Below are 19,551 nucleotides of genomic sequence, written 5' to 3'. Positions count from 1 at the left end.
GATAATGAAATTAAGTGTACTGGACCAATCACCCATTCTTGCAGATACAAGCACACAAGACGCCCTGCATCAGACTACACAACTTGCCAAGCTGGCCGATGAACTCGGCTATCACCGGTTTTGGGTATCCGAGCATCATAGTACAGAAAGCCTTGCAGGATCCACTCCAGAAATTCTTGCCGCTCATTTAGCCGGGCAAACGAAGCAGATCCGCATTGGAACGGGAGGAATTCTTCTCCCCCACTATAGCGCTTATAAAGTAGCTGAAGCATTTAGAGTTCTGGAAACTCTCCATCCTGATCGAATTGACTTAGGAGTAGGACGTGCTCCAGGCGGAAAGCCCAATGTCAATCTGGCTCTAAATAATGACCGGTTTCCTAATATAGAAGGCTATCCCAAACAAATCCAGGATTTAATGGGTTACTTACACGGAGAAGATCCGCAAAATATGGACATTCTGGCTACACCAAAAGGGGAATCAGCTCCCCCCATCTGGATGCTAGGGTCAAGCGGGACAAGCGCTCGTCTCGCTGCAGATGTCGGTGCCTCCTATTCCTTTGCCCATTTCATTAATGGCCGGGGCGGCTCAAAAGCTATGGAAAGGTACATGAATTTCTTCACACCTTCCATCCAGCAAAAAGAGCCGATCGGAAATGTCTCCGTATTTGCGGTGTGCGCAGAAACTGATGAAGAAGCAGAGTACCTGGCAGCAAGCCTTGATTTAGCTCTATTAAAAATTGAACAAGGAAGAAAGATCAACCGTTTCCCATCACCAGAAGAGGCATTACATCATTCTTACTCTATATTTGAACAGGAACAAATTCAGGAAAACCGCGGCCGAATGATCGTTGGCAGTCCGGGTAAAGTAAAGCAGGAAATTGAGCTGCTTGCTGAAAGCTATCTGGTGGACGAAGTTATTATAAATACAATTGTGTCTCCCTTTAAAGAAAGACTTAAATCCTATGAATTGCTTGCCAAAGCTTTTGACCTGAAGAAAAATTAAGCAAAGAAGAAGTATACAACGAGGGTTACAGTTATCAGCAGAAGGACACCAAATCTTTATTACGTCTCTATAAGGAGTGACATTATGTTAGCGTTTGATCACTTAGTTGTAGCTGCTCCTGATCCCGAAGACGCACGCAAACAATTTACCAAAACCACCCAGCTAACCGGGGTTCCTGGTGGGCACCATTCCAACTGGGGAACTCATAACCAATTATGCTATTTCTCTAAAAACAGCTATATAGAGTGGATCGGCATCGAAAATAATTCACAGGCAGAAACAACTACCAATCCACTCATTCGCAACTTGAAATATTCCCTTGATCACGATATTACCGGCCCTATCCAATTCGGGCTTCGTACGGACAATATGGATGAATATATTCGTCACCTGACTGAGCAAGGAATAAACTTTCAGGGTCCATACCACGGGGAAAGAAAAAAACAGGACGGCTCTTTATTAAAGTGGCGCATGCTTTTCCCAACAGCCCAATCGGTCTCATCCCTCCCTTTTCTCATTGAGTGGGAAGGTGAAAATTTACCGGAAGACCTGTCCTGTATAAACGAGCAAGAATTTACTGAGATCGTTACAGGTGTAGATGATCTGGACCAAGCTGTACCGCTTTTTCGCAAAATTTATCAGTTTGGTCCTCCTCATGTAACGGAGGATCAAATGGGGAATACTGCTTATCAATGGGCGCTTGCCCATGGACTCTTGACGTTGAACGAAGGAAATCAAGTTCACGCCTGCTTTAATCCTATATTCATATAAGCTGAATAAACGGCAACCGAGTGAAAGAGCACCTTGCACACCTGTCAAATGAGCACAAAAATACCGAACGATGATGAAATCGGGTAAAGATTTCATCATCGTTCGGGTTTACTAATGGCTAAAGATTTCTTTTCCAATCTCTGTGAATTCTACGATAAATGAAGGTGCTGATTTCAGAGAAAAACTACTTGACTGCTATTCGCTCTTTCCTATGTATCATCTATCGTAGCTCGTTTAATCTTAGCTGCGTTTTGGCCTGCCCGACATTTTTTCTAAAGAAAGTAAATCTTCATCAAGGTTCATTACTTTCTGCTCAACCATTTGCCTGGCATCATGGATTGCCTTATTGTAAACAATCGGCCCTAGTTCTTTGACCATGTAATCCACAAGCTGGTCTGCGGCAAGCTCGCCTATCTCTTCATCACGTTCGAGTTCAAAGTATTCTTGTACGCGGGCCATCACGTAGCCCCGTTCCTCTTTGGTTAATGATTTCATAATGTCACCCCTTTCTCTATTATTCATGGTAGCATATCCTTATATTATACGATCTTAGGAGAGATTGAATGAGAAAATTTGAAACAGTCAAAACCCCAGAAGAACTGCATGAACTGCAAGGGACACCTGGAAAAGTGGCTCTAAACAAAGTGATACACCGAATCGATGAGCATGCAAGCCAATTTATTGCCCATTCTCCGTTCCTCTTGTTAAGCACGGCCAATAAAAATGGAATTTGCGATTGTTCCCCTCGAGGAGATGCGCCCGGGTTTGTTCAAGTCCTGGATCCGCTGCACTTGCTTATTCCAGAGCGCATGGGGAATAAACGGATGGATTCTTTAAAAAATATCCTCGAGAATCCTCAAGCTGGTTTATTATTTATCATTCCTGGACTTGAAGAAACCATGAGAGTGAATGGAACTGCTTCTATAGTTAAAGATAAAGACCTGATGGAGATGATGGAAGCTAAGGGTCATATTCCGGACCTGGGAATTATTATCAAAGTGGAAGAATGTTTTATTCATTGTGCCAAAGCATTTAAACGATCCCACCTTTGGAACAAGGAAAAGTGGCCAGACACTTCCAGCCTGCCTTCTCCAGCCAAAATAATGGCAGCACATGCCCAAATAAAAGACGTAGATGAAAAGAAAGTTCAATCCTCTTTTGATGAAAGCTATACTAAACGCCTTTACTAAACCATTCCTACCGCACAGACAGTATTATTAGGCTTTGTATGCTTTATAAACGTTTCTATTTTTCGAAACCCGGCTTTCTCTAAGAAAGAACTCAGCTGCCCGCTCAGTACTTCAGTGGTTTCATCCGTTGCTCCTTCTTCATGTGGGCAAAGGGTCAGCGCGATTTTCCCTTTGGGGCACATATGTTTATTTAAATACTCCAACGTTTGGATCGGATTCTCCCAATAAGTAATGTTGTTTATAGAATACACTTTATCAAACGGAACAGATATGTTCTCCGCTTCGTTTGCCTTTCCATGAATCATACACACCTGTTTATCTATTCTTAATTTATGAAGCCTGCGCAGGGTGGTTTCCACCATTGCTTCAGAAGGATCAATTGCATATACTTCACAGGACTTGTACTTCAACAGCTCTTTCACTGCACTGCCAGGTCCTGAACCAATTTCAAGTACACGCTCATCCTCTTGGATATTTAAGAAGGAGAGTGTCCATTGATTTAATGTTTTGTTTTCCTTTGCCATAAACCAGCCGGCAAGTTTGCCCACTGTGCCTTGCGGCTGTGAAAATTGCGACTCGATCATTTTCCAACCTCCTAAAGCTAAGTTTTCTCTTTTATTCCCCACCTCCACCTCCCCTAACCAATGATTTCGAACAGTACACACCTATTAAGGATCAGCGTCTAAATTGGACTGAATATAAAATAAACACGCACCAGGATTTACGTGTCTATTTATATTTATCCATATAGGAATGATCAAGTTTATTTTTTGTCTTCCAAGCCCTATGCGTGTGGAGACAAATGGGACCATAAATGAGAAATCCCATATAATTGCCCGTAGATAGTATATAGGAAGCATTTTTTTTCGGTTCATAATCCTCTAATTTCTCATTGCCCAAGTATAGGCGGAGATTTCTATCAAGGATCGGTCCTTCCCGAACCACATATACCCCGCTTTTAGGCAGATCAGGGTGGTCGATAAAGGATACACAATCTCCTGCACCGAATATATAATCATAATTCTTAAATTGAAGCGTAGAGCGAACCAGAGCAAAGCCCTTCTCATCGATATCGACGCCTGAGGATTGGAAGATAGGATCGCCAATTGCTCCCCCCATCCAAAGCACTCCTGAATGTCTTACTTTATTACCCCGGTCTGTTCGCACATAATTCTCCCCAACTTCCACTACTCTTTCATTTTCCCAGATGCGAATGCCCTTCTTCCGTAAAATGGAGTGGAGTTTATCCGAAACTATACGGGGAGAAGGTGCGAGCAGAGCTTCAGAAGTAATCAGCCGAACCTGGCCTTGAATTTGCTGTTTTTCTTTATAAGCTTGAATAGATAGAGCGAGTTCTGTTCCTACAGCGCCGCCTCCAACAATTAAAGGTTGAGGTGTTTCACGAAGCAAATTAATTTCATCAATGAATTGATAATTGGGTTTAACTGACCTGGCAGCGGATTCTTCAAATTCATAAGGAATACTTCTAGAACCAATATCGAAGCTGATCACATCAAATGGATAAACTGAACCATCTTGGCAGACTAGTTTCTTATGGTGAGGACGAATAGCGGAGGCTTCTTTCTTAATAAACTGGATCCCAGCTTTTTTTGTCAGCTTTCGCAAATCAATTCGAGTGTCCTCTTCTGAGTTGATTCCTTCTGTATAACCAGAAAACATTCCTGAATAGTACTGAAACTCGGAAGGAGAAATTAAACAAATGTCAGCAGCGTTCAGAGTCTCTTCTGTTAATGACCGCAGGACTTCTAAGTGAGCGTGCCCCGCTCCCACTAATAACAAGCGCTTTGTCAAATTCTACACCTCCTTGGTTAGAAAAAACGTCCCCATGGCCAAACACCATGCGGACGTCCTTCTTAAAGACTTTTTTGTAAGAATTCCTCTACTTCTTCAGGAGTTTTAGCGTTAGCACTGTGCAAATGAGCTATTTTCTCTCCTCGTTTAAAAACAAGCAGGCTCGGAATCCCCATGACCTGGTAATGATCGGCAATGTCCGGAAGTTCATCACGATTCACGTCGTACCATTGATACCCTTTATATTCCTCCAGAATATCCCCGATAAACATATCCATCCGGCGGCAATCTGGACACCAGTCTGCTTGAAATTTAATAATGACGGGGTCGTCACTAGTAATAATTTGGTTAAATGACTCTGTTTTATGAATCGGTTCCATCAAAGATCTCTCCTTTTATTTAACTAGACTTTATTATAAATCATACGGGAAAATCAGCCTGTTGTCTTATGCCCTGCTTAAGTGTACTCCACTCTGCCAAGAAGCCAGGCAGCGCCCCACCCAAGAATAAAGGTAAGGATACTGACTGTCCACATCGCACCTGAACCAGGAAGACCAGGAAAGATAACAAAGATCGATCCAACCACAAACCCGATGACTAATGCGAACGTGCCCGAGGCATGATGGTCCAGGAAATAATGAATAATTTTACTCATAAAGATGATTCCTAATAGTATACCTAAACCTACAGCTAGAATAACTCCAAACTTCAGGTTGGAAACCCCATGAATAACAGTTGTATAAACTCCAATAATTAATAAAATAAACGAACCGCTTATACCCGGAAGAATCATAGCACTGCTGGCAATCCAGCCAGAGAAAAACAATAGAACATAGGAAGCGAAATTTAAATTCTGCATAGGCTCTGTCTCATTGGCCTGGAAAAACACCATAGACCCGACGAGCACTGCCCCTATTATGAAAATGATATAGTGACGGGCAGAAAAATTACGTTTCACATCTGCTTTATGAGCTAAATATGGAATCACTCCAATAATTAGCCCTAGAAAAAAGAACTCTGTAGGACCTGGATAATGATCAAACAGCCAGCCAATCAACTTGGATAGCAATAAAATAGAAATACCAATTCCTATACCGAGAGGAAGCAAAAACTTTAAGTGCCGCTTCCATTCTTTACTGAAAAAACCGTTTACGGCTTCAATAAGCCGGTCATAAATTCCTAACACTACCGCGATTGTACCTCCGCTTACTCCCGGAACCACATCACTAGCCCCCATGAGCATTCCACGGTAAATATTCTTCCATTCCCACATGAAACTAAAACTCCTTTATATTCAACTATTCACCTCTACTATTCTATCAAATACCGATGCCAGATTACTATTTTAAGGAAAGTCTCCTTGCAATGAAACAGGAATATAATATCCCCGTTTTTAACAGGCAGGAGAGCAAGAGTCGCTTGGGGGAAAACCCGAATGTAAATCAGTGTAAGGCGGTTAACTTATGCCGTTCGATCATAATCAACTGTTTCATTACAAGCTTCAGCGAGCTTTCTAGCTTGAGCATCAAAATGTTCAAAGTCCAGCTCATCAAGCTTATCGACATCTACTGCCTTCATCATATATTTTCCGAACCGCCATACATCTTGTTGAATGGCTTCATCATGAACGATGGAAATTTTATAAAGAGCTTCAAGGACCCCATTCATTACGGAAATATCATGTTTCCCATAAATTCTGATTTGATAAAAACTTTTATATAAATATTCACTGTACTTCTTGGGTTCCATCATCAATCTGACTTGATTATTGCTATCCGCATAATAACGAATAGGCTCGTATTCTGTACCAAGCTCAGCTAACAAGGAACCGATTCTATTGATACAGTTTACTGCTGTATGAGGATCGTTCGTACTTGGCGAAATTGCTTTTACAGCAATTTCTACCAACTTCTGAATAGAGAACTCAATATCTTGAAGGTCTGCTCGCTCATTACCAATCATTAAATAGTGAAGACAGCCTTCACTGTCCTCTTCTTCTTCCGCTTCCTCTCTATTCTCCCAGTAATAGAAGAGCGGCATCCCCTTTTGAACATAATCTCCGATAAAGAAATTCGCTTCCAGAACGACCCCTTGCCGCTTTGCCCATCCAATCAGCGGCTTCATCTGAATCCCTTGTATATAACCCGACTGTGAAGCTTGAACAACTTTTCTGGACTGCGAACGAATTTCTTCAATCTCTTGTTTATTCCATTCTGTGGTTTCGTTGTAATCCTTATCTGCAAAGGTTTTGGAAATCACTTTGGAAGTGGATACTCGGATTTGTCCAATTAAGTTATTGACTTGGACAAACTTTGAAGAATGATGGATAAAAAGAACAAAGAATGCTAAACAGACAATGGAAACTAAAACAGTGAAAAAGGGACTAATGAGCCCATTCTTTTGCCCATTCCCAAGCAGCAATAAATTAATCAATGCAAAGATAAAGCCGAAAGAATAAACCCCAAGAACATGCTGAGTCACTTTACTTTTCATAAAGTCCTGCAGTGTCCTAGGAGAAAACTGGGTACTGTATGTAGTTAATACAACCATAATAGTTGAGAAACTGATGGTCGTCATTGTTAATATAGAAGTAATCAGCGAGCCATACAGCGTTTGGGCGACACTCTTTTTCGCCAGTAGAATCTTTGGAATCTGTTCCTTCACCTGAGGAACAAGCAGCATGTCCAATACGCTGATTAAGCTAACTGCTACAATAGATATTAAACTATACACTGCTGGCAGAAACCAAAAACTATCTCTCACACTCACCCACATTTTTTCTCTATTCATATTCATAAACAATATCCTCATTTCTTCCTCTAGTCATAACAAGATTATTTCCTACACCATTCACATTCAAACTGGCAGAACTTGTATATCTTAATTATTTAGAAGCTTTCCAAGCCATGGATGGTTAGGTTCAAAGTGGATCAGGGCTTGTTTTAACCATTCTCTCTGGCCCTCATTTAAGTGAGGAAAGATGTGAGTAAAATCTATTTCATCTTTCTTCTGAGTGTTCTTCGATTTGTATAGCAGGACAATTTCTGGGTTTAAATAAGGAATACCGAATTCCGATTGAAGATTCATCCTTGCTAATGGAAAAGTGATCGCTTCATTTCTGCGAAAACGAAAGTCTCCTCTACTTCTTTCATTAAGCAGTATCTCAAGCTGAACTTCTCCACCTTTTGAAACATGAATTTCGTGTACGGGCGGCTCGAGTCTCTTCTCCATATTCCAATGGACCAAGCGCCCTTGTTCCACTGCCATAGTTTCGCAACTCGCAAGTAAGGGACCTAAATGAAGCTGTTCATCTCTAAAGATCGCCACTTCTACATCTTCATGCATTCTGGTCTCCTCTCCGATATGCAAATCAATTGCCCAGCCCCCGGCGACCATCCATTTCCCTTCAAACAAACGCATCCATTCATACACTCTTTTCACCGGTCCAAACATGTCACCCTCACCTTCTTCCACTCTTAATAATCTCCTTATCATTTAAACAATAACTTCTCCTTGAAAAAGTTTAAGCAGGGAAAAATAGGGAATTTATTTAACACCCTGTTTTTCCCTCGCTCTTTCCGGTATTCTGTACTTAGAACATTTTTTTGAATATTTAGTTTTTATTGGAACACAAATTCTTTTTAGAAAGGACCTATGATATGAAGAAAAATGTGCTTACTCCTGTCTTTATTATTTCATCAATTGTAGTCCTTATCCTCGTCATCATAGGGGCAGTTAACCCTGAAGGATTTGGCACGGTTGCAACGAAATTATTTAATTTTACTACGGCCGATTTTGGCTGGTTTTACCTGCTTTCTGTGTTTGGATTTGTCATATTTTTAATTGCTTTAGCTTTAAGTAAATATGGAAAAATTCGTTTAGGTCCTCCCGATTCACGGCCGGAATACCCTTTCTTTACATGGATCGGAATGCTGTTTTCTGCAGGTTTTGGTGCGGGTCTCGTTTTCTGGGGCGTAGCAGAACCGATGAGCCACTTCTTTAAAACTCCTTTCGACGGATTGGAAGCTCAATCTGATGAGGCCGCTCGTGTTGCTATGGGATATGCGTTCTTTCACTGGGGAATAAGTCAGTGGTCTGTTTTTGCTATCGTAGGGATGATGATTGCTTTCCTTCAATTTAGAAAAGGCAAAAATGGATTGATTTCAACAGCAGTGGAACCTGTAGTTGGGAAAAACAAGAGTGTAAAAACAATCATTGACTCCCTTGCTGTTATTGCCACTGTAATGGGGATTGCCACCTCTCTTGGTCTTGGTATCCTGCAAATGAACGGCGGGTTAAATGCAGTGTTTGACGTACCTAACTCAATTACAATTCAGCTGATCATTACAGTCTGCCTTCTGGCTTTATACTTATTATCTTCAAGTACGGGTCTGAATAAGGGGATTAAGTGGCTGAGTAATATTAACTTAGGATTATGCCTGCTGCTGCTTCTCTTTGTATTCATAGCTGGTCCAACGGTATTTATCTTAAATGCATTTACACTTGGTATTGGCGATTATATTACTAATTTTGTTCAATACAGCTTACGGCTTACTCCCTATGAAGGCGGAGACTGGCTCCGTGAATGGACCATCTTCTATTGGGCCTGGGTTATTGCGTGGTCTCCATTTGTAGGAGCGTTTGTTGCCCGCGTTTCCCGCGGAAGATCGATTCGCGAGTTTATCTTCGGTGTCTTGATTGTACCTCCTGCAATTGCCTGTCTATGGATTGCTACTTTTGGCGGTACTGCCCTAAACAGTGATTTAAATAATGGAACAAAAATTGCAGAAGCGGTTAATAACGATGTGACGGTAGCATTGTTTGAAACCTATCAGCACTTACCATTAACGCAAATTGCCTCTATTCTATCGATCTTATTGATCGCAACATTCCTAGTAACATCAGCAGACTCTGCTACTTATATTTTAGCAAGTATGACATCTAACGGAGATCTGACACCGGCTCTACCAGCGAAAATAGTCTGGGGTGTATTAATGGCAGCTATTTCTTCCGTACTGCTTGTAGCAGGTGGACTCAACGCACTTCAAACTGCTTCACTTGTATCTGCACTGCCTTTTACACTTATCATCATTATTTTCGTTTACGCCTTTACTAAGATGATACGGCAGGAAGATGTTCCAGAACGAAAGATTAATTCTCAACCTTCAGAGGGAAAGAAAAGAGCTTGATCACACTAAATCCCCTCCACTTAAGCACCCAGCTTTTGTGGAGGGGATTTCTTTATAATAAGCCGATCATTTCTTTTACTTTCTTAACTTTTAGTTGGGCATAAGGACGAACTTTATCAGCTCCTGACTCTAGCAGCTTATCGATCTTTTCCGGATTCTCTAATAACTGAACGTATTTTTGCCTTGGTTGCTTTAAAGCCCGGTTCATGACCCTGAAAACTTCCTGCTTTATTTCTCCATATCCAATCCCCTGTCTAAAAGCATCCGTCATTTGAGCAAGTTCTGTATCCGTTCCAAATTCCCGATAGAGCGTAAATAATGTGGAGCCCTCGGTTTCCTTGGCCTGTTCTGGGGGAGTGGAATCTGTGACAATCCGTTTAACCAGCTTTTCTAGTTTCTTCTCTTCACTAAATAAAGGAATTGTATTTTGATAGCTTTTACTCATCTTCCTGCCGTCTAATCCCGGTAGAACAGCGGAAGGTTCTGATACTATTGGCTTAGGAAGTTGAAAGGTTTCCTCATACTGACGATGAAATGCTTCTGCAATATCCCTTGCTATTTCAATATGCTGAAGATTATCTCTTCCTACAGGCACGTCGGAAGCATCCATGAGTAATAGATCCGCAGCCATGAGCACAGGATAATTAAACAGTCCCATATTCACACCCGTATCTTCCTCTTTCCCTGCTGTGCGATTCTGATCTACTTGAGCTTTATAGGCATGGGCGCGATTCAGAAGACCTTTATTGGTCACAGAACTAAGAATCCATTGAAGCTCTGTCAGTTCTCTAATATCGGACTGTCGATAGAAGAATGACCGGTCAGGATTCAAGCCAAGCGCAAGCCAAGTAGCCGCCACCTCATAAGTCATTTTTTTTAGCTGACTCTTGTTATGAATGGTATTTAATGCGTGAAGGTCTGCGATAAAGTACAGACTTTGTCCTTCCCCTTCTGCAAGTTCTAGAGCAGGCTTAATAGCTCCTATATAATTTCCAAGGTGAGGAGTACCTGTTGGCTTAACACCCGTGATCGTCCTCTTCATGAAATCTCACTCCTTTATTCGAATTAGATTGATTTTGGAAGAATAGTCATTTCTATAACCTTTATCCTCTTCTCCTTTCAAAGTACTTTCCTGTACTTATTCATTTTTTTAGACAAAAAAAGAAGCTCTTCCTCCTAAAAAGGACGAGAGCTCCCGTGGTACCACCTTCATTCACACTTCCGTGTGCTCTTACTGCTACAATCATCAGTATAGCCTCTCTTGTATCGGTGAGAGTTTCCGTCACTCCTGCTCAGAGGTCAAGAGTGATTGCTCCAAAGTCCATTCGACCGCATGCTTTCCTGGTTTGCACCCACCACCAGTTCTCTGCAAAAGCGTCAGCGATGTACTCTTCTTCTTCATCACAACAGCTATGAAATTATAGAAATAATACCTGATCTTCCAAACATTGTCAATCCTGATCTACAGCAGAGACTCTTCTCAAGGAGACATCTGTGAGTGAAAGGCTGATTTATAATCATTGATAAATTCCCGAATATCCGTTGGCGAACGACCCAGTATCTTCTCTGCATCTCTGGTCACTTTTTTAAGAGTTCCATTTTTGGCAGAGGTATATAAGTTAGCTAAAAGCAGGGTCTCTTTTGCAGACAGACCTGCCTGTTCACATCTATTCATAAACTGATGCTTGGTGTAATTTCTAAACGTCACCTGATAACCAAGTTCGTCTGAGAGGATCCTGGCTATCTCAGCATAAGAGAATGCTTGTTTTCCAGTAAGATAATAAACTTCATTCCTGAATTTCCTTCGCATGGAGAGACAAGCAGCTTCTGCTACATCTCTAGCATCGACGAAACTCACCTCGCCATTTCCTGATGGATAATAAATTTCATGATTCTGTTTTACATCCGTGACCAAATTTTGCATAAAGAAGCTCGTTCTTAAGAAAATAAACTGAAATCCCATTCTCATGAGCATCCGTTCGATTTTCCGATGAGGGATATACATCATTTTCTCTGACCCAAGATAGGATAAAAACAAAACGTATTGTACGCCGCATTCCTTCGCGGCCTTTAATGCTTCTTCCAAACTTCCAATATCCAAGAAATCCGGCGGCACCACTAAAAACATCGTACTTATTCCGCTAAAAGCATATTTATATGTGTGAGAGCGGGAAAAGTCCAGCTCCTTTACATCCACACGATCATCTAAACTAAGCTGTTGTGGAATATGAGAAGGGTTCCTTGCTGCTGCTCTAAAAGGAATATCTTTACTTAATAGACACTGGGCAAGTGCTGCTCCTACTTTCCCGGTGACTCCGGTGATTAACATGAGGTTCCTCCCCTTTCAGCTGGCACAATCATTTATAGAGTGTGTTCACGTAATAGAGGAATGTTAATCTACATTTTAAACACAATTGTCATAAGATACCAAACATTACCCAATATCAAGATCGATACGATAGCTTTCTCCACAAGGGATCCTGTCCGGAAGGTAACGGGAAACCGAAAGAACCTTTTCGTCAATGGATAAAAAAGTGGAATACCTTTCCTCGTCACAAAATCTCCGCATAAATGAGAGATGGCCCCTAAAATTATTCCACTAAATAGATAAAAGGGAACTTGAAAGAACTTTTCGATTAGAAAGCTGTAAAAAACAAGCAAGCCAATAAAGAGAAAGGAATGAGTCATTTTACGATGGCTTTTTATCATAATTAAAATAGGAAGCATCAATAACACATAGACCTTTAACTCTTCACGATATGTATTGAAAAACTCGGGGGCAAAAAGAAATACAAGGAGAGCTAACGAAAAGACAAGCATCATCAAACGCCAGAATTTCTGCCCGAGCTTGGACCGGGGGGTATCAATATCTGGTAAAAGCGCTCCGAATAATACAAAAACTAGATAAAGGACCGTTTGAAACGGGCGGTCCGGAAATAATTCAACTTCGGGGAGCAGAACAAGTGCCCCGACCCCAAATGTAAAGCCTACAACCTGGTGTCCTGTTGCCATCATGGTGAATATAAACCCTCATTTCTTTTTTTCATAGGCTAGGGAGCAGGTCTGTCTCCATATATGTTTGCACGAATCCGCCATAATCAAGTGAACAGGTGCTTTCATAACGTCTCCCGCCTTAAACCGGCATAATTATCTCGAGAAATGCTAGCTTATCCATTACTTGTTGAGGCAAGAATGACTCATAACTTATCAAGACAGATCCTGCCTGTCCCCTATTATCGCAAAAAAATCCTTGCTTTTGGAACTGAATTTATAAGGGGGGTCCGACATAACTAAATTGGACGAAAAAGAATCCCCTCCTATCAAGAAAAGAACAAAGGTATCCAGGTAACGAAAACATATTTAATGCTAACTAAAAAACCCCGAACCAGAGGGGCGTAAATGGTTGGGATTTCTGTTTAGACTATAATTCTCTTGTCGTTTAACAATCCTTTTCCGGAAGCCCCAGTAGTTGAAACTTAGGCCCCTCCATCGTTTGTTTACCTTCAATGGTTAAATTCTTTGTTAAATGAACAATACGCTTATCAATGGCCACGGGGACCGAATTTATATGGTGAAGTTCATCTTCTGCCTCAGGTTCTCCAAGCGTCATTCCTATATCAGGTTCTCCGCAGCCAAACCCGGCAAAAAATATCTTCAAGCAGGCAGCTTCTTCATCTTCTAGTAACTGATCTAGTAAGTCGCGAGCTTGATCGGTTATTTTCATAAACGTCCTCTCCTTCGCCTATAAAATACCATACATACACCTTAAAAATGAACTAATAACCCTTCCTTGATTCTATACTGAAAAAAGGATCTCTTATCTTCCTGCTATTCTAAAGCAGCGGAAGAACGTTGATACTCCTTAATTACCCCTGTGGATTCAAGAAATAGCAAGAGTGCTTCAACGCCCCGACAAGTAGAAGTTAAGCAGCTAACTGTAAATGCTGCCCGGTAATCAATTTATGGATAAGGACAAAAAAAGCCCCAGGATCAGATCCTGGGGCTTTTATTCTTCTATTCTTCTATATTAAACAGTCTTGACTTTAATCTCTACATCGATGTTGCCGCGAGTAGCCTTAGAATAAGGACATACTTTATGAGCTTCTTGTGTCAGCTCTTCTGCTTCTTCTTGAGACACTCCGTTAATTTCAGCGTTTAGGACAACCCCAATTTTAAAGCCATTATCAGCTTCATCCTTAAGGAAACTTACATCCGCTGTAATTTGTGATTCGATCTCTTTCTTTTTATTGCTGGCTACCAGGTTAAGTGCGCCATCGTAGCAGGCAGCATAAGTCGCTGCAAATAATTGTTCCGGATTTGATCCCTTTTCTTCACCTTCACCAGGCATAGCCAGATTTAAATCAATCAAACCATCATCAGATTTCACGTGACCATTTCGTCCGCCTTTAGCCGTAGCTTGGGAAGTAAACAATACCTTACTCATATCATCACTCCTAAAAAGTTTTTATATTGATTCACAATTAATGTGTACCCGAAAATTCCCCGTATTCAAACCTTTTCACTTATCTTTCAGCTGATACTCTTCCTGTAAAGACTCTGGAGCCATTTTCACCATAAGTTGAAGAACAAAGGTAAATACGGCTAAATCATCTACTATGCCAAAGAATATCAGAAAGTCAGGTATAATATCCCAGGGGAACAATAGGTAGCCAAACATCAGTAAAATCGATAGCCATTTTTTACTGCGGCTGACTTCCTTCGATTGAAAGAAACGCACAAGAAAGGGGATAGATTTCTTAATATTAAATACAAATTTAACACGCTTCCAAAATCTAAACATTGAATTCTCTCCTTCAGTGGATAGTGCTTGAGGACAAGAGCATTCTAAGAGCAGCGGCCATTTAGTCACAATTGCTTAATTAGAACGTATGCTTTAACATAATTAATGTATAGAATGCCTTGTCCTTCAATAATTCGGCCTTACTTAGAAAAAAATAAACACCCATCACTTTCACAGGATGATCGAACTATTTTCTATCTGCTCCTAATGTGATGTGTATTCACATCTTGATTGAATAAAGGGGAGAAACTTTCCATGAAAATTCTATTACTCAATGGTACCATTGTTGGGAAAAAAACGAGAGTCTTACTCGAAGAGATTGATAAAGATATTAGCCAGCTTCCCCAAAAACACGAAACAAAAATTGTCGACCTCGAAAATTATGAAATGCAATTTGTCGATGGCAGACCTGCCGATCAATATAATGACGATATGCAAACCCTGATTAAAGAAATAGAAGAAGCCGATGCTTATGTGATTGCTACCCCTATTTTTCAAGGATCCATCCCTGGAACTTTGAAAAATTTGTTTGATGCCGTATCACCACTGGCTATGCGCTATAAACCAGTTTCCATAGTAGCGAACGGCGGAACTTTACAGCATCACCTTGTTATTGAAAACCAGCTCAAACCAATACTGGATTATTTCCGCTGCATGGTAACTCCAAATTATGTCTATACCCATACCAATCACTTCTCCACTCAAGGAGAACTAATCGACGAAGACGTACGAAGCCGTCTAAAAGAAATGACCAAAGTATTTAACCAATACCTCCAAATGAGCAAATCACTCGAAACCGATAAATAACTAAAGCGAAAGCGCCCTGGGAGACCCGACAAGCATAAGACAATCACCTGTGTGAAGTGATCTTCTTTCACACAGGTGATTGTCTTATGACCTCGAGGGGCTGGGCGCTGGAGCTGGATGATCAAAAGCGAAAAGGAGCGTTTAGATCCTCCGGGCTAAGCAAACGGCTGCAAGAGGGGCGCTCTTCTCCCCTCTGGAAGTCGATAACTTAGAACCGCGTGGATCTGCGACTCGGGTGACCCGGTATGCATAAGCAAAACCATGACGCGGCGCCCCCAATATAATTTTCATCAAAACAAAGCGCCCGTGCTTACCGACCAAGCACGGGCGCTGATTCTATTCAGCCTAAAATTTTCTTTACATATTGCTGTGTTTCCTTAAAAGGAGGAACCCCTCCATATTTATCTACGTTACCCGCACCAGCGTTATAAGCAGCTAAAGCAAGTTTTTCATCTCCATTATAGCGATCAAGCATTTGTCGTAAGTACTTCGTTCCACCCATCACGTTTTGCTCAGGATCCAGCGGGTCGCTGACGCCAAGACCGCGCGCAGTGTCTGGCATAAGCTGCATTAACCCTTGTGCACCTGCGTGACTGACAGCCTTAGGGTTGAAGCTGGATTCTGCATTTACTACAGAGCGAATTAACTGCTCATTTACACCATATTTATTGGAAGCATCCTTTATGTAACCGTCTACGCTTTCGCCTCCGCCTGACGTCTTAAGTTGATTTGACACATCTACAACAGGCAGCGGCTTCGTTTGAAACACAGAAAGAGATGGTGTATCTACTGCTGAAGAGGACTGCTGAACCGAGGGTGATAAAGCCGCTGCCAGAACCCCTCTAAACGCCACACTACCAATTCCTTCAGAGAGAGACCCGCTTTCCGAACCTTTCATTGCCGACATTGCCTGCATTTGGATCAAATAACCTACACTTTTAAAATCCATGCATCCACCCCGATTTCATATAATACCTTCATCTTACACGATTCCTTCCCCTTCGACAATGTCTTCTTGTTAATTATGGAATTTGTGTAAATTGAAGTAAAAACTTGAGAAAATACTTACCTTTACCTTTCAATCATTTGCTATTTCACCCTCTAGTTTTCCCAAAGCAGGACAGACACTATGGGTGGTATAATGGAAGTAACCAAATGGGAAAACTCTTATTCTTGAGCCTTCATCTGACAAGGTTTTCTTGCTGAGAAGACCTTTCTCAGAGTTTCTTTATTGAATAGATGGTTACTCAAGGATTCTGGTCAATTGTTTCAAGCTTTCTTGAAACTCTCTTTGGTGTCTTACGTCGAATCACCCTTTCTATTCTTCCCCGTCAGGAAGGATAGACCTGTAGATTTCATGGTAGGTCTCCCTAAATGAAAGAGTCTCTGCCATACCCTCTTCTTGCATCCTATCAAGAAGAGGGTTTTTTTTCTTAAAATAACGAATAAGAATGACAGGATAGATGGACAAGCCCTCTCCTTCGATTATTTTTTTGTTTAGTTAAATAATCGAGAATAGCCGAGCATATATTGGATGTAAAGGAGGGGGATTAAATGGATAAAAGAGTATTTCTGTATCTGTCATGTGTGTTTGCTGGTTTTGCCTTTTCGCTTCTGCCTGATACTGGGACGTTTCTTAACGATTTAGATCAATTCTTTTCTGTTGTCGGCTACCTCGCCATCGCCTTCTTCTCATTAGTACTTATTTATCTCGGTATTTTAAGTTTCTTTCGCAGGGAAGTCTGATCAAGCTGCAAATTAAAAGAAACTGAAACAAAGAGCTTTAATCAGCAAAAGACCTGAACCGTTGTTTTTACCTTGGTTCAGGTCTTTATTACTATGCAGGTCTTTTATTGATCCTATTTCAACTCATCCATTTCCTCTTATTACCGCTTTATTATATCCTCATACTTGGGATTATCCGTTAGATAATGCTGTGCAAAGGAACAAACGGGCTTTATTTTCAACCCATGTTCCCTTGCATAGCTTACAGCGTATTCTACGAGCTTAGAAGCAAGACCTTTCCCCTGCAGCTTTGGATCGACGATTGTATGCGTAATGATCATTTCCTGATTTTTCTCCTCAAAAACCAACTCTGCATCAGGCTGATCTGATTCCCCTATATATAACCTCTCTTTTTCTTCGTGGATGGTGTTCGTCATTCTATCTCCTCCTTATGTAATATTCTCATTCACTGAAATTCTTGATTGGAAACTTCTACTTCCTTTAAAATCAAAGGATATTAAAGTGGGGTAAAAAATTTCATCTAACGAAAACCCGGACCATTTATTTCCATTGGCCCGGGTTTTCATTATTTTAGAAACACTCGTTTCCATTCTATATCATCATGAAAGAAGACAAACTAAACTTACTTCCAAGATTTCCATTATTGTTCTTGAACTTCTACTTATGCTGTCGGTTTTAAGCCTTCTTCCAGAGGAATGTTTTTATCCAGGCCGCGTTTTGCAGCAATAAAGAATGCTGCCACTATAACAACAGTTATAATCATCGAAATTACATAGGATACATTTAAGGACATTCCAAAGCCAATAGGTGCATTCAGTATATACGTAAAGGTGGCCATGGTCATAAAGGCAGCAGGAATCGCTGCAATCCAATAGTTTTTCCTTGCCAGGAATAAATACATCGCTCCCACCCAGAGGGCAATCATGGCCGTTGATTGATTGGCCCAGGAAAAGTACCGCCACAGCAAAGTAAAGTCAATCTTCGTTAATCCAAAGGAAATCACAAACATAGGGATCGCTATCCACATGCGATTCATTACTTTAGTTTGGGAAACTTTAAGATAGTCAGCAATAATCATACGGGCACTACGGAAGGCCGTGTCTCCGGAAGTGATAGGCAGTACAATAACTCCCAGCACAGCCAAGGTTCCACCAACAGCTCCCAGCATGCTAGTAGATACTTCACTTACGACTGCAGCTGGTCCACCGTTCGCCAGCACCTCATTCAATCCTCCAGATCCGCCAAATAAGCTCATGGCAGCTGCTGCCCAAATCATAGCAATGATCCCTTCAGCAATCATCATACCGTAAAAAATCCGGCGTCCCTGTTTCTCCTGCTGCGTAGTCCGCGAGATAATCGGCGTTTGTGTAGCATGGAACCCCGACAATGCACCGCACGATATCGTCAAGAACAGGAGTGGAAAGATTGGAGCATGATCTGGGTGCATATTCGTAAAGGACAGCTCAGGAATTGGTGCTCCAGTAAAGATGAGAGCAGCGCCTACTCCAATCGCACTAATCAAGAGCAATGCTCCGAATAACGGATAGAATCGACCAATGATTTTATCAATCGGAAGTAGTGTAGCAAGCAGATAATAAGCAAAAATTGCAAACAATATAACCGGTAATGCCAGCCAGCTGCTCGTCATATTATGAAGCAAATCAGCAGGTGCGGTGACAAATACTGTACCTACCAGAACAAGTAATAAAATTGCAAAAGCGTTAACTACGTGTTTCATCACTCTGCCTAAAAACTTACCAGCCAGTTCAGGTAAATGTGCCCCACGATTGCGGATAGAAATCATCCCTGTTAAGTAGTCATGGACAGCCCCTCCAAAGATACAACCGACGACAATCCAAATAAATGCCACCGGCCCATAAAGCGCCCCGAGTATCGGGCCGAAAATAGGTCCTACTCCTGCTATATTCAAGAGCTGAATAAGCGCATTTTTCTTCTCTCCCATAGGCAGATAATCCACGCCGTCACTATGAGTGTAAGCAGGTGTCTTCCGTTCTGTATTGATTCCAAATATTTTCTCTACGAATTTACCATAAGTAAAATAGCCGACAACTAAAAGTACGATACTAACAAGAAAAGTAATCAATCCAGCGTCCTCCTTCATTTCTTTGAAATCGCTTACAAAGATCATAGCAAGAAAACGCTTTCCTATGCGGATTCTTGTCTAAGATGTTCATTTGAAGGAACAACACGCCTGTAAGAAGCATCGAAAAT

General features: G+C 41.3%; 22 protein-coding genes and 1 other annotated feature. Of the genes, 6 read left to right on the top strand and 16 right to left on the bottom strand.

The genetic code is table 11. From position 1 onward, the window contains the following. Positions 1-4 precede the first annotated feature (4 nt). Positions 5-1,003, top strand: a complete 999-nt coding sequence (locus Q7A53_RS13745) for an LLM class flavin-dependent oxidoreductase (protein ID WP_411789741.1) — start codon at positions 5-7, stop codon at positions 1,001-1,003. 84 nt (positions 1,004-1,087) lie between these two features. Beyond that, on the top strand, positions 1,088-1,774 hold the full coding sequence (locus tag Q7A53_RS13740; RefSeq protein ID WP_411789740.1) for a VOC family protein: 687 nt from the start codon (positions 1,088-1,090) through the stop codon (positions 1,772-1,774). Between the two features lie 240 nt (positions 1,775-2,014). Here Q7A53_RS13740 and Q7A53_RS13735 read toward each other — a convergent pair whose 3' ends face one another. Then, positions 2,015-2,269: a DUF2164 domain-containing protein gene (locus Q7A53_RS13735; protein ID WP_411789739.1), complete on the bottom strand. Its 255-nt coding sequence runs from the start codon at positions 2,267-2,269 to the stop codon at positions 2,015-2,017. Positions 2,270-2,337: 68 nt separating this feature from the next. Between Q7A53_RS13735 and Q7A53_RS13730 the strand changes: the two genes are divergently transcribed. Next, on the top strand, positions 2,338-2,964 hold the full coding sequence (locus Q7A53_RS13730) for a pyridoxamine 5'-phosphate oxidase family protein (RefSeq protein WP_411789738.1): 627 nt from the start codon (positions 2,338-2,340) through the stop codon (positions 2,962-2,964). Here the strand turns inward: Q7A53_RS13730 and Q7A53_RS13725 are convergent. From Q7A53_RS13725 to Q7A53_RS13700, 6 genes are all read right to left on the bottom strand, one after another. Further along, a complete protein-coding gene (locus Q7A53_RS13725) occupies positions 2,961-3,548 on the bottom strand; it encodes a class I SAM-dependent methyltransferase (RefSeq protein WP_411789737.1) in 588 nt (195 codons plus the stop codon). The genes Q7A53_RS13730 and Q7A53_RS13725 overlap by 4 nt on opposite strands. A 145-nt stretch (positions 3,549-3,693) precedes the next feature. Continuing rightward, on the bottom strand, positions 3,694-4,776 hold the full coding sequence (locus Q7A53_RS13720; RefSeq protein ID WP_411789736.1) for an FAD-dependent oxidoreductase: 1,083 nt from the start codon (positions 4,774-4,776) through the stop codon (positions 3,694-3,696). A gap of 62 nt (positions 4,777-4,838) precedes the next feature. Continuing rightward, positions 4,839-5,156, bottom strand: coding sequence for a thioredoxin family protein (locus tag Q7A53_RS13715; RefSeq protein WP_411789735.1), 318 nt, complete (start codon positions 5,154-5,156; stop codon positions 4,839-4,841). Between the two features lie 77 nt (positions 5,157-5,233). Next, positions 5,234-6,049, bottom strand: a complete 816-nt coding sequence (locus Q7A53_RS13710) for a DUF368 domain-containing protein (RefSeq protein ID WP_411789734.1) — start codon at positions 6,047-6,049, stop codon at positions 5,234-5,236. 188 nt (positions 6,050-6,237) lie between these two features. Next, positions 6,238-7,572, bottom strand: a complete 1,335-nt coding sequence (locus Q7A53_RS13705) for a DUF2254 domain-containing protein (protein ID WP_411789733.1) — start codon at positions 7,570-7,572, stop codon at positions 6,238-6,240. 84 nt (positions 7,573-7,656) lie between these two features. Continuing rightward, positions 7,657-8,250: a nucleotidyltransferase domain-containing protein gene (locus Q7A53_RS13700; RefSeq protein ID WP_411789732.1), complete on the bottom strand. Its 594-nt coding sequence runs from the start codon at positions 8,248-8,250 to the stop codon at positions 7,657-7,659. Positions 8,251-8,435: 185 nt separating this feature from the next. Here Q7A53_RS13700 and Q7A53_RS13695 point away from each other — a divergent pair, with 185 nt between their 5' ends. Then, positions 8,436-9,965, top strand: a complete 1,530-nt coding sequence (locus Q7A53_RS13695) for a BCCT family transporter (RefSeq protein WP_411789731.1) — start codon at positions 8,436-8,438, stop codon at positions 9,963-9,965. A gap of 52 nt (positions 9,966-10,017) precedes the next feature. Here Q7A53_RS13695 and Q7A53_RS13690 read toward each other — a convergent pair whose 3' ends face one another. The 6 genes from Q7A53_RS13690 to Q7A53_RS13665 form a co-directional block, all read right to left on the bottom strand. Continuing rightward, the gene (locus Q7A53_RS13690; protein WP_411789730.1) at positions 10,018-11,007 is read right to left on the bottom strand and encodes a tryptophan--tRNA ligase; all 990 of its coding nucleotides are present in this window, start codon (positions 11,005-11,007) and stop codon (positions 10,018-10,020) included. Positions 11,008-11,143: 136 nt separating this feature from the next. Then, positions 11,144-11,376 (bottom strand) — a binding site (T-box leader). 69 nt (positions 11,377-11,445) lie between these two features. Continuing rightward, on the bottom strand, positions 11,446-12,294 hold the full coding sequence (locus tag Q7A53_RS13685; protein ID WP_411789729.1) for an NmrA family NAD(P)-binding protein: 849 nt from the start codon (positions 12,292-12,294) through the stop codon (positions 11,446-11,448). Positions 12,295-12,362: 68 nt separating this feature from the next. After that, positions 12,363-12,980, bottom strand: a complete 618-nt coding sequence (locus Q7A53_RS13680; RefSeq protein ID WP_411789728.1) for a metal-dependent hydrolase — start codon at positions 12,978-12,980, stop codon at positions 12,363-12,365. Between the two features lie 424 nt (positions 12,981-13,404). Continuing rightward, on the bottom strand, positions 13,405-13,689 hold the full coding sequence (locus Q7A53_RS13675; protein WP_411789727.1) for an iron-sulfur cluster assembly accessory protein: 285 nt from the start codon (positions 13,687-13,689) through the stop codon (positions 13,405-13,407). Between the two features lie 303 nt (positions 13,690-13,992). Further along, entirely contained in the window at positions 13,993-14,409 is a 417-nt protein-coding gene (locus Q7A53_RS13670; RefSeq protein ID WP_411789726.1) for an organic hydroperoxide resistance protein, read from the bottom strand. A gap of 75 nt (positions 14,410-14,484) precedes the next feature. After that, complete coding sequence (locus tag Q7A53_RS13665) at positions 14,485-14,766, bottom strand: YkvA family protein (protein ID WP_411789725.1); 282 nt, start codon at positions 14,764-14,766, stop codon at positions 14,485-14,487. 255 nt (positions 14,767-15,021) lie between these two features. Here Q7A53_RS13665 and Q7A53_RS13660 point away from each other — a divergent pair, with 255 nt between their 5' ends. Then, positions 15,022-15,573 carry an NADPH-dependent FMN reductase gene (locus tag Q7A53_RS13660; protein WP_411789724.1) on the top strand — a complete coding sequence of 184 codons (552 nt, stop codon included), beginning with the start codon at positions 15,022-15,024 and terminating at the stop codon, positions 15,571-15,573. Positions 15,574-15,913: 340 nt separating this feature from the next. On the opposite strand, the gene Q7A53_RS13655 is transcribed toward Q7A53_RS13660, so the two are convergent. Further along, positions 15,914-16,522 (bottom strand): lytic transglycosylase domain-containing protein, encoded by a 609-nt coding sequence (locus Q7A53_RS13655; protein WP_411789723.1) that lies wholly within the window; start codon positions 16,520-16,522, stop codon positions 15,914-15,916. Between the two features lie 605 nt (positions 16,523-17,127). Between Q7A53_RS13655 and Q7A53_RS13650 the strand changes: the two genes are divergently transcribed. Further along, positions 17,128-17,319 carry a hypothetical protein gene (locus Q7A53_RS13650; protein WP_411789722.1) on the top strand — a complete coding sequence of 64 codons (192 nt, stop codon included), beginning with the start codon at positions 17,128-17,130 and terminating at the stop codon, positions 17,317-17,319. A gap of 140 nt (positions 17,320-17,459) precedes the next feature. On the opposite strand, the gene Q7A53_RS13645 is transcribed toward Q7A53_RS13650, so the two are convergent. Beyond that, a complete protein-coding gene (locus tag Q7A53_RS13645; protein ID WP_411789721.1) occupies positions 17,460-17,735 on the bottom strand; it encodes a GNAT family N-acetyltransferase in 276 nt (91 codons plus the stop codon). 245 nt (positions 17,736-17,980) lie between these two features. Beyond that, positions 17,981-19,423 carry a carbon starvation CstA family protein gene (locus tag Q7A53_RS13640; protein WP_411789720.1) on the bottom strand — a complete coding sequence of 481 codons (1,443 nt, stop codon included), beginning with the start codon at positions 19,421-19,423 and terminating at the stop codon, positions 17,981-17,983. Positions 19,424-19,551 lie beyond the last annotated feature (128 nt).

This window comes from Halobacillus rhizosphaerae (assembly GCF_046719735.1).
Lineage (GTDB): Bacteria > Bacillota > Bacilli > Bacillales > Halobacillaceae > Halobacillus_B > Halobacillus_B rhizosphaerae.
Note: the sequence above shows the minus strand (reverse complement) of the source record. Positions and strands in the feature narration are given on the sequence as shown.

Coding starts and splice junctions, on each gene's coding strand:
- Q7A53_RS13705 (WP_411789733.1), bottom strand. CDS start 7,572: ATGAATATGAATAGAGAAAAAATGTGGGTGAGTGTGAGAGATAGTTTT.
- Q7A53_RS13660 (WP_411789724.1), top strand. CDS start 15,022: ATGAAAATTCTATTACTCAATGGTACCATTGTTGGGAAAAAAACGAGA.
- Q7A53_RS13645 (WP_411789721.1), bottom strand. CDS start 17,735: ATGACGAACACCATCCACGAAGAAAAAGAGAGGTTATATATAGGGGAA.
- Q7A53_RS13740 (WP_411789740.1), top strand. CDS start 1,088: ATGTTAGCGTTTGATCACTTAGTTGTAGCTGCTCCTGATCCCGAAGAC.
- Q7A53_RS13695 (WP_411789731.1), top strand. CDS start 8,436: ATGAAGAAAAATGTGCTTACTCCTGTCTTTATTATTTCATCAATTGTA.
- Q7A53_RS13670 (WP_411789726.1), bottom strand. CDS start 14,409: ATGAGTAAGGTATTGTTTACTTCCCAAGCTACGGCTAAAGGCGGACGA.
- Q7A53_RS13730 (WP_411789738.1), top strand. CDS start 2,338: ATGAGAAAATTTGAAACAGTCAAAACCCCAGAAGAACTGCATGAACTG.
- Q7A53_RS13665 (WP_411789725.1), bottom strand. CDS start 14,766: ATGTTTAGATTTTGGAAGCGTGTTAAATTTGTATTTAATATTAAGAAA.
- Q7A53_RS13735 (WP_411789739.1), bottom strand. CDS start 2,269: ATGAAATCATTAACCAAAGAGGAACGGGGCTACGTGATGGCCCGCGTA.
- Q7A53_RS13680 (WP_411789728.1), bottom strand. CDS start 12,980: ATGATGGCAACAGGACACCAGGTTGTAGGCTTTACATTTGGGGTCGGG.
- Q7A53_RS13675 (WP_411789727.1), bottom strand. CDS start 13,689: ATGAAAATAACCGATCAAGCTCGCGACTTACTAGATCAGTTACTAGAA.
- Q7A53_RS13655 (WP_411789723.1), bottom strand. CDS start 16,522: ATGGATTTTAAAAGTGTAGGTTATTTGATCCAAATGCAGGCAATGTCG.
- Q7A53_RS13710 (WP_411789734.1), bottom strand. CDS start 6,049: ATGTGGGAATGGAAGAATATTTACCGTGGAATGCTCATGGGGGCTAGT.
- Q7A53_RS13690 (WP_411789730.1), bottom strand. CDS start 11,007: ATGAAGAGGACGATCACGGGTGTTAAGCCAACAGGTACTCCTCACCTT.
- Q7A53_RS13725 (WP_411789737.1), bottom strand. CDS start 3,548: ATGATCGAGTCGCAATTTTCACAGCCGCAAGGCACAGTGGGCAAACTT.
- Q7A53_RS13745 (WP_411789741.1), top strand. CDS start 5: ATGAAATTAAGTGTACTGGACCAATCACCCATTCTTGCAGATACAAGC.
- Q7A53_RS13715 (WP_411789735.1), bottom strand. CDS start 5,156: ATGGAACCGATTCATAAAACAGAGTCATTTAACCAAATTATTACTAGT.
- Q7A53_RS13650 (WP_411789722.1), top strand. CDS start 17,128: ATGGATAAAAGAGTATTTCTGTATCTGTCATGTGTGTTTGCTGGTTTT.
- Q7A53_RS13685 (WP_411789729.1), bottom strand. CDS start 12,294: ATGTTAATCACCGGAGTCACCGGGAAAGTAGGAGCAGCACTTGCCCAG.